The 6,824-nt window shown below is 73.0% G+C and carries 8 protein-coding genes and 1 pseudogene; 1 reads left to right on the forward strand and 8 read right to left on the reverse strand.

All coding sequences use genetic code 11. The annotated features are described in order from the left end of the window. Positions 1-168: 168 nt before the first annotated feature. From prfB to CTE05_RS19905, 8 genes are all read right to left on the reverse strand, one after another. Positions 169-1,284 (reverse strand): peptide chain release factor 2, encoded by a 1,116-nt coding sequence (gene prfB / locus CTE05_RS19870; protein ID WP_146848029.1) that lies wholly within the window; start codon positions 1,282-1,284, stop codon positions 169-171. 53 nt (positions 1,285-1,337) lie between these two features. After that, positions 1,338-1,766 (reverse strand): hypothetical protein, encoded by a 429-nt coding sequence (locus tag CTE05_RS19875; protein ID WP_146848035.1) that lies wholly within the window; start codon positions 1,764-1,766, stop codon positions 1,338-1,340. Positions 1,767-1,827: 61 nt separating this feature from the next. Then, positions 1,828-2,295 (reverse strand): TadE/TadG family type IV pilus assembly protein, encoded by a 468-nt coding sequence (locus CTE05_RS19880; RefSeq protein WP_146848030.1) that lies wholly within the window; start codon positions 2,293-2,295, stop codon positions 1,828-1,830. Continuing rightward, complete coding sequence (locus CTE05_RS19885; protein ID WP_371863383.1) at positions 2,292-2,606, reverse strand: pilus assembly protein; 315 nt, start codon at positions 2,604-2,606, stop codon at positions 2,292-2,294. Before CTE05_RS19885 ends, CTE05_RS19880 begins: the two co-directional genes overlap by 4 nt. Positions 2,607-2,662: 56 nt before the next feature. Beyond that, positions 2,663-2,857 (reverse strand): hypothetical protein, encoded by a 195-nt coding sequence (locus CTE05_RS19890; RefSeq protein ID WP_146848037.1) that lies wholly within the window; start codon positions 2,855-2,857, stop codon positions 2,663-2,665. Between the two features lie 135 nt (positions 2,858-2,992). Further along, entirely contained in the window at positions 2,993-3,925 is a 933-nt protein-coding gene (locus tag CTE05_RS19895; RefSeq protein ID WP_146848031.1) for a type II secretion system F family protein, read from the reverse strand. After that, entirely contained in the window at positions 3,922-4,785 is an 864-nt protein-coding gene (locus CTE05_RS19900; protein WP_146848032.1) for a type II secretion system F family protein, read from the reverse strand. Before CTE05_RS19900 ends, CTE05_RS19895 begins: the two co-directional genes overlap by 4 nt. Next, complete coding sequence (locus CTE05_RS19905; RefSeq protein ID WP_146848033.1) at positions 4,785-6,011, reverse strand: TadA family conjugal transfer-associated ATPase; 1,227 nt, start codon at positions 6,009-6,011, stop codon at positions 4,785-4,787. The genes CTE05_RS19900 and CTE05_RS19905 overlap by 1 nt, the downstream gene beginning before the upstream one ends. A gap of 345 nt (positions 6,012-6,356) precedes the next feature. On the opposite strand from CTE05_RS19905, the pseudogene CTE05_RS20415 reads away from it, so the two are divergent. Then, positions 6,357-6,824, forward strand: a pseudogene (locus CTE05_RS20415) (hypothetical protein); the annotation flags it as partial.

The raw sequence follows: 6,824 nt of genomic DNA on the forward strand, positions 1-6,824 counted from the left end.
ACGCGCGGGTCGCCGGGTCGCCGGGTCGCCGGGTCGCCGGGTCGCCGGGTCGCCGGGTCGCCGGGTCGCCGGGTCGCCGGGTCGCCGGGTCGCAGCAGGATCTGCGCTGCGGACGCGACGACGGCCCGGCATCGCAGTGGATGCCGGGCCGTCGCGTGCAGAGGCGTGTCAGTCGGTGACGGGCTCCGCGGAGCGGCGCCAGCGGATGCCGGCCTCGATGAAGTCGTCGATGTCGCCGTCGAACACCGCGGCGGGGTTGCCCACCTCGTGCTCGGTCCGCAGGTCCTTGACCATCTGGTACGGCTGCAGGACGTAGGACCGCATCTGGTCGCCCCAGCTGGCCTTCACGTCGCCGGCCAGCTCCTTCTTCTTGGCGTCCTGCTCAGCCTTCTTCACCAGCAGCAGGCGGGACTGCAGGACGCGGAGCGCGGCGGCGCGGTTCTGGATCTGCGACTTCTCGTTCTGCATCGACACGACGATCCCGGTCGGGATGTGAGTCATGCGCACCGCCGAGTCCGTGGTGTTGACCGACTGGCCACCAGGGCCCGAGGAGCGGAAGACGTCCACCTTGATCTCGGACTCGGGGATGTCGATGGAGTCGTTCGACTCGATCAGCGGGATCACCTCGACGGCCGCGAAGCTCGTCTGGCGCCGGCCCTGGTTGTCGAACGGGGAGATGCGGACCAGGCGGTGCGTGCCGGCCTCGACGGACAGGTTGCCGAACGCGTACGGCACCTTGACCTCGAACGTCGCCGACTTCAGGCCCGCCTCCTCCGCGTAGGAGGTGTCGAGCACGGTCGTCGGGTACCCGTGCCGCTCGGCCCAGCGCAGGTACATGCGCAGCAGCATCTCGGCGAAGTCCGCGGCGTCGACGCCCCCGGCACCCGCACGGATGGTGACGACGGCCTCGCGCTGGTCGTACTCCCCGGACAGCAGCGTGCGGACCTCGAGCTCGCCGAGGTCCTTCTTGATCTTCAGCAGGTCGGCCTCGGCCTCGGCGAGGGTGTCCTCGTCGTCCTCCTCGGTGGCAATCTCGACGAGCGTCTCCAGGTCGTCGATCCGACCGTCGAGCTTGCTCATCCGGTCCAGCTCGGCCTGGGTCGAGGACAGCGCACTGGTGATCTTCTGTGCGGCGTCGGGGTCGTCCCACAGGTCCGGGGCCGACGCCTGCTCCGAGAGCCGCGCCACCTTCGCCTGGAGCGCGGTCGGGTCGCTCACCGCCTGGATGGTGCCCAGGGTGGTGCGCAGATCACGGATCGCGGTGGGGAAGTCAGTGGTGGCCACAACCGCCCAGGCTACCGGGTCCGACGTGCTCGCTCCTCCCCCGAGGTCTGGCCTCAGGACCCCCGAGCGACCGACCCGGCCTCCAGGGCGATCCCGTCGGACCACGGAGCGAGCACCCAGCTCATGAACGCCGGCCGGACCACCGCCCCCAGGCGTATCTCCGCGGTCCGGCCGTCGGGCGTCGTCGCGCCGAGGACCGCGAACTCGTCCCAGGCCGCCGCCGCGCCGGGGTTGTCCCGCAGGTACGCGTCGACGGATGCGCGGACCGAGGCGTCGGTGAGCGGGACTCCCCCGGACCTCTGCACCTCCTGCCCCGCACCGGGCTCGAAGTAGCGGTGGTCACCGACCGCGTCCGCGCCCTCGAGCGCGAGCAGGTCCGCGAGCGCCAGCAGGCGCTTGCGCTCCAGGTGCACGCCGGCCGCCGACACGACGACCGTCAGCAGGAGCAGCGCGACGACCACGAACCCGAGGGTCAGGATCATCACCTGCCCGTCGTCCCCCGCCGGCAGGCGTGACCGCCTGGTCGCGCCTGCCCGCCACGCGCTAGCCATCGGTGGTCCGGTACGTGTCGACCGGGGCGACGCGTTCGACGCTCACCGGGACCTCCAGCGGGATGACATCCCTGACGAAGCCCGGCACGAACGGCAGCGGCACCCGCACCTCGACCCGTGCGGACACGTCGCTGCCGGGCGCCAGGCAGGGCACCGCCGAGCAGGTGAGCGTGAGGGCTGTCGAGGGATCGTCGTGGAAGCCCTGGTCCCGCAGCGCGATGCCGACCGCGGCGACGGCCCGCTCGGCACCCTCCTCGGCACCGTCCGCGGCGACGTACGTCCGCGCGGCCTCGCGCGCGGCGCCCTCCGTGGCGAACGTCGCGGCCTCGAGACGCCCGAGCGTCAGCACGAGGTACACCAGTGGGATCAGCAGGACGAGCGAGAGCCCCAGGAACTCGATGACGGAGCTCCCGTCGTCCCCGTCGAGCCGTGCGCGACGCGCCGCCCACCACCCCCTCACGGATCCTCGACCAACGCGTGCCCGCGGACCGTGAGGATGCCCGCCGGACCGATCAGCCCGACCAGCGGCAACGGTGCCTGGACCTCGATCTCCACGACCTCCACCCCGTCGAGCGTGGTCCGCCCGGCGCTCACCCCCTGGGCATACGCCGACGACAACGACTGCGCGATGAGATCCCGCGACCGCTGCGCCCCGTCAGCCGGCTGGTGCCCGGCCAGCGCGCCATAGCGGGCGCCCTCCCCGGCGGAGTCGACCAGGGTGTTGCGCACGTGCAGCACGATCGTCAGCTGGAGCACGGCGACGAACAGCACGGTGACCAGGCCGCCGACGAGGGCGAAGTCGACGATCGCCGACCCCGCCTCCCCCCTCAGGGCCCGGTGACGCCGCTGATGGCTTCCTCGAACACCCGGCCGAGGGCGTCGCCTGCGATGACCCACAGCGCGGTCACCAGACCTGCGGTCATCAGGGTCACCAGGACCCAGCCGGGCACGTCGCCACGCTCGGGCTCCCCCTGGGCGACCCGTCGCCGCACACCGCTCCACGCGGTGCTCCCCCACACCAGCGAGCCCCACAGCGCCGCTCCGACGCGTGACGTCGGCCGGTCGCCCGTGCTCCCCGACTGACTCTCGGTCCCGCCCGTCATCGGTACTCCCTTCGTCGGCCGCGATCGCGGCGCCGTGCACGACTCCTGCGTCGGTCACAGACCGACCCGCAGGACCACCATCGAGGGGAAGACGGCGAAGACGACGGTCACCGGCAGGATCAGGAAGACCACCGGGACCATCATCAGCACCTCCTTGCGCCCGCCGGTCTCCATGAGGGCGCGGCGCCCCTCCTCACGCACGTCCTGCGCCTGTGCCCGCAGCACGTCGGCCAGCGGAGTGCCGCGCTCCACCGCCACGGCGACCCCCTCGGCGAACCGCGCGAGCGCGGGCAGGCCGGTCCGGTCCGCCAGGTTGTCGAGTGCCACCGTCAGCGGTGCACCGGCGCGCGCGTCCGCGAGGGTCCGCGCGAGCTCGGCGGAGAGCTCGCCGTGGGTCGACCGCACGACCCGCTCCAGCGCGCCGACCGCCCCCTCGCCCGCCCCGACCGCCAGAGCGAGCAGCTCTGCGACCGTCGGGAGCTCGGTGAGCATCCGTGCCTCACGGGCACGCAGCTCCCGCGTCAGCGCCCAGTCGCGCGCGAGCACACCGGTCAGACCGCAGACCCCGACCAGCACGACGAGCGGGAGCACGCCGCCACCGCGCGTCGCCGCGAGCACGAGCGCCAGGGCGAGGCCCGCAGCGAGGCCGAGGACGCCCCAGACCACCTGCCCGGCGCGGAACTGCTCCACCGTCTCGCTGCGTCCCGCCCGGCTCAGGCGTCGTCGCAGCTCGGCGGTGGGTGAGCCGAGGCGTGTCACGAGCCGGACGGCGTCCGTCATCACCGGGGCGACCAGCCGCTCGACCGTCCCGAAGGGCCCGCGCACGACGGGAGCACGCAGGAGCCCGGACGCGGTGGCCTGCGGGCGCAGGTACGGGGCGAGCCGCTGGTCGAGGCTGATCCGGCGGGACCGCAGCCGCAGCACGACGATCGTCAGGCCGAGCCCGCCGAGCAGCCCGACGAGCGCACCGACCACTCCCGGGCTCATCGCAGCACCCGTGGGTCGTCGGGGAGCCTGGCGATGCGCAGCATCACGAGGTACGCGACGACCGTGCACGCGCCACCGACGGCGAGGACCGCGAACCCTGCGGGGGTGTCGTACGCCGCGGCTGCCTCCGAGCGGGTGGCCAGGAGCGCCAGGACGATCCACGGGGCGGCGACCGCGAGCCGCGCGGCGTTCACGGTCCAGCTCTGCCGTGCCTCCAGCTCCCCGCGGGTGCGGACGTCCTCGCGCAGGAACGTCGACAACGTCCGCAGGAGCCGGCCGAGGTCGGTGCCGCCGACGTCCCGGGTCAGGCGAAGCGCCTCGACGATCCGGTCGGCCACCGGGTCCGCGAGCCGGGCCTTGAGCGCGTCGAGGCTCTCGCCGAAGCGTCCCGTCGCCCGGTAGTCCTCGGCGAACGCCGTGAACGCCTCGCGCAGCTCGACCGGACCGCGTTCTCCGATCTGGGCGACGGCCTCCGGCAGCGCCAGCCCGGCGCGGATCCCCGACCCGAGATGGTCGACGACCTCCGGCCACAGCTGTCGCAGCCGTGCGCGACGGCGCCGGGCACGTCCTCGCACGACCGCCCAGGGCGCCATCGCGGCGAACACCGCGAAGCACAGCGCGATGGACGGGATCCGCGTCAGGACGGTGCCCAGGAGCACGGCGACCAGCCCGAGCATCACGCTCGCCGCCACGAGGCCCCCGGGCGTCACCCCGGCGACACCGGCCTGCACCAAGGCGTCCTGGGTCCGGGCGTGCCACCCGGTCGGACGCCGCGCGGAGGGTCCCGTGGGCTCGGCCCAGAACGACCACCAGATGCACGCGACGCCCGCCCCGAGGAGCAGCCCGACGACGACCCCCATCAGCCCCGCCCTCGCAGCAGGGCGGCCAGGTCGGTCCCGGACCGGGCGAACCGCTCCGGGTGCGGCGGGTAGCCGTCGGCGCGGACCAGGTGCCCGTCGCGCGCGTGGAAGACGTCAGCGGTCTCCACGATCCCCTGCTCGACCCGGCCCGGGACCGCCACGATCTCCCGCACCAGGCGGCGACCACCGGCGTCCAGGTCGAGGTGCACGACGAGGTCGACGGCGGAGGCGACGGTGGGCACGACGAACCGGTCCGAGACGTTCTCCCCGGCGAGCAGCGGCAGCGTGCAGAGCTTGGTCAGCGCCTCGCGGGCCGAGTTCGCGTGGATGGTGCACATCGCCGGCACGCCCGCGTTCAGCGCGATGAGCAGGTCGAGCGCCTCGGCCTCCCGCACCTCCCCGACCAGCAACCGGTTCGGCCGCATACGCAGCGCCTCCTTCACCAGCCTGCGCAGCGGGATCTCGCCCGTGCCCTCCAGGCTCGGCTGGCGGCACTGCATGGCCACCCAGTCGCGCGCGACGAGCCGCAGCTCGAAGACCTCTTCGCACGTGATGACCCGCTCCCGGGCGGGGATCGCCCCGGCCAGCGCGTTCAGCAGCGTCGTCTTTCCCGCCTGGGTCCCGCCGGAGACGAGCACGTTGAGCCCTGCGCGGACGGCGGCCTGCAGGAACGCGGCGGCGTGCGGAGTGATCGACCCGAGGCCGACGAGCTCGTCGAGCGTCGTCGCCCGGACGACGTACTTGCGGATGTTCACCGACCAGTGCCGCCGCGTGACGTCGGGGATCACCGCGTGCAGTCGTTCCCCGCCCGGCAGGCTGGCGTCCACGAACGGGCTGGACAGGTCGAGGCGGCGCCCGGACACCTTCAGCATCTTCTCGACGAGGTCACGGACCTGACCGTCCGTGAGCATCGTCGTGGTCAGCTCCGCCTCGCCGCGTCGCGCGACGAAGACCTGCGTCGGCGAGTTGATCCAGATCTCCTCGACCTCCGGGTCGTCGAGGTACTTCTGCAGCGGTCCCAGCCCGGCGACCGCGTCGACCACCGACTTGTGCGCGGCCACGGCGTCGACCAGTGGCGGCACGGCGCCGACGACCGACCGTTCGTCGTAGTCGGCGATCGCGTCCGAGACGAGCGCGACAACACCGGGACGGTCCCGCACCGGGTCGAGCCCGCGCCGCCGGATCAGCTCACGGACCTCGGTCTCGAGGATCGCCACACCGTCCACGGTGTCCTCCTCGGTCTGGTCACAGTGCCCGGTTCATCCGTCATGTCCGAGTTGCACGCTGGCCGGAACCTTAGGGGACATCGCGGGGGTGACACATCCCGCTGTCCACAGACAGGACGGGACCTTCGACCCGTGCCCGGAGCAACCGATCTCGGTGAGAATTGTCAGGACATCGGACAGGGAGGAGGCGGAGACGTGGTGACGTACCAGCGGTCGAAGTTCCGCGACGCCTTCCGGGTCGGGCCCACTGCCGGGGCCTGAGCGCCCCCCCCGACCAGCCCTGTCCCAGCGCCCTGCGACGACGTCGTCGCGCGCACCCGCTCGCCTATCCCGAGGAACTCCCCCATGCATGCCCGCACGCTCAGCGCCGCCGCGCTCTCGGCCGCGCTCGTCCTCCTGCCCACCGCCGCGCACGCCGCCGGCTCGGACAGCCCCACGCCCTACACGGTCACGGCGGCGGGCCTGTCGCTTCCCGCCGGCACCGTGTTCGAGGCGAACGGTCACATCAACTACCGCGTCACCGCACCCGATGGCACCGGCGAGCGGTCCTTCAACGTCCACCAGTCGATCCCGCACAACAACGTCTGGCCGCGCGCCGCGTACGTGGGCCAGAGCTACTACCCCTGGACGGACCACCCCGACTTCTCCGCCTCGTTCCCCGACGGGTACTGCGTCACCTGGGTCCAGGTGAGCCTCTACAACGAGCACTTCGGCGAGGGCGGTCAGGCTCCCGTCTGCACCGACCCCATCGATCCCGGCACCCCGGTGGACCCGACGGATCCGACGGACCCCACGGAACTGACCGACCCGACC

Source organism: Cellulomonas terrae (assembly GCF_007990265.1).
Lineage (GTDB): Bacteria > Actinomycetota > Actinomycetes > Actinomycetales > Cellulomonadaceae > Cellulomonas > Cellulomonas terrae.

Coding starts and splice junctions, on each gene's coding strand:
- CTE05_RS19875 (WP_146848035.1), bottom strand. CDS start 1,766: ATGATCCTGACCCTCGGGTTCGTGGTCGTCGCGCTGCTCCTGCTGACG.
- CTE05_RS19900 (WP_146848032.1), bottom strand. CDS start 4,785: ATGGGGGTCGTCGTCGGGCTGCTCCTCGGGGCGGGCGTCGCGTGCATC.
- CTE05_RS19895 (WP_146848031.1), bottom strand. CDS start 3,925: ATGAGCCCGGGAGTGGTCGGTGCGCTCGTCGGGCTGCTCGGCGGGCTC.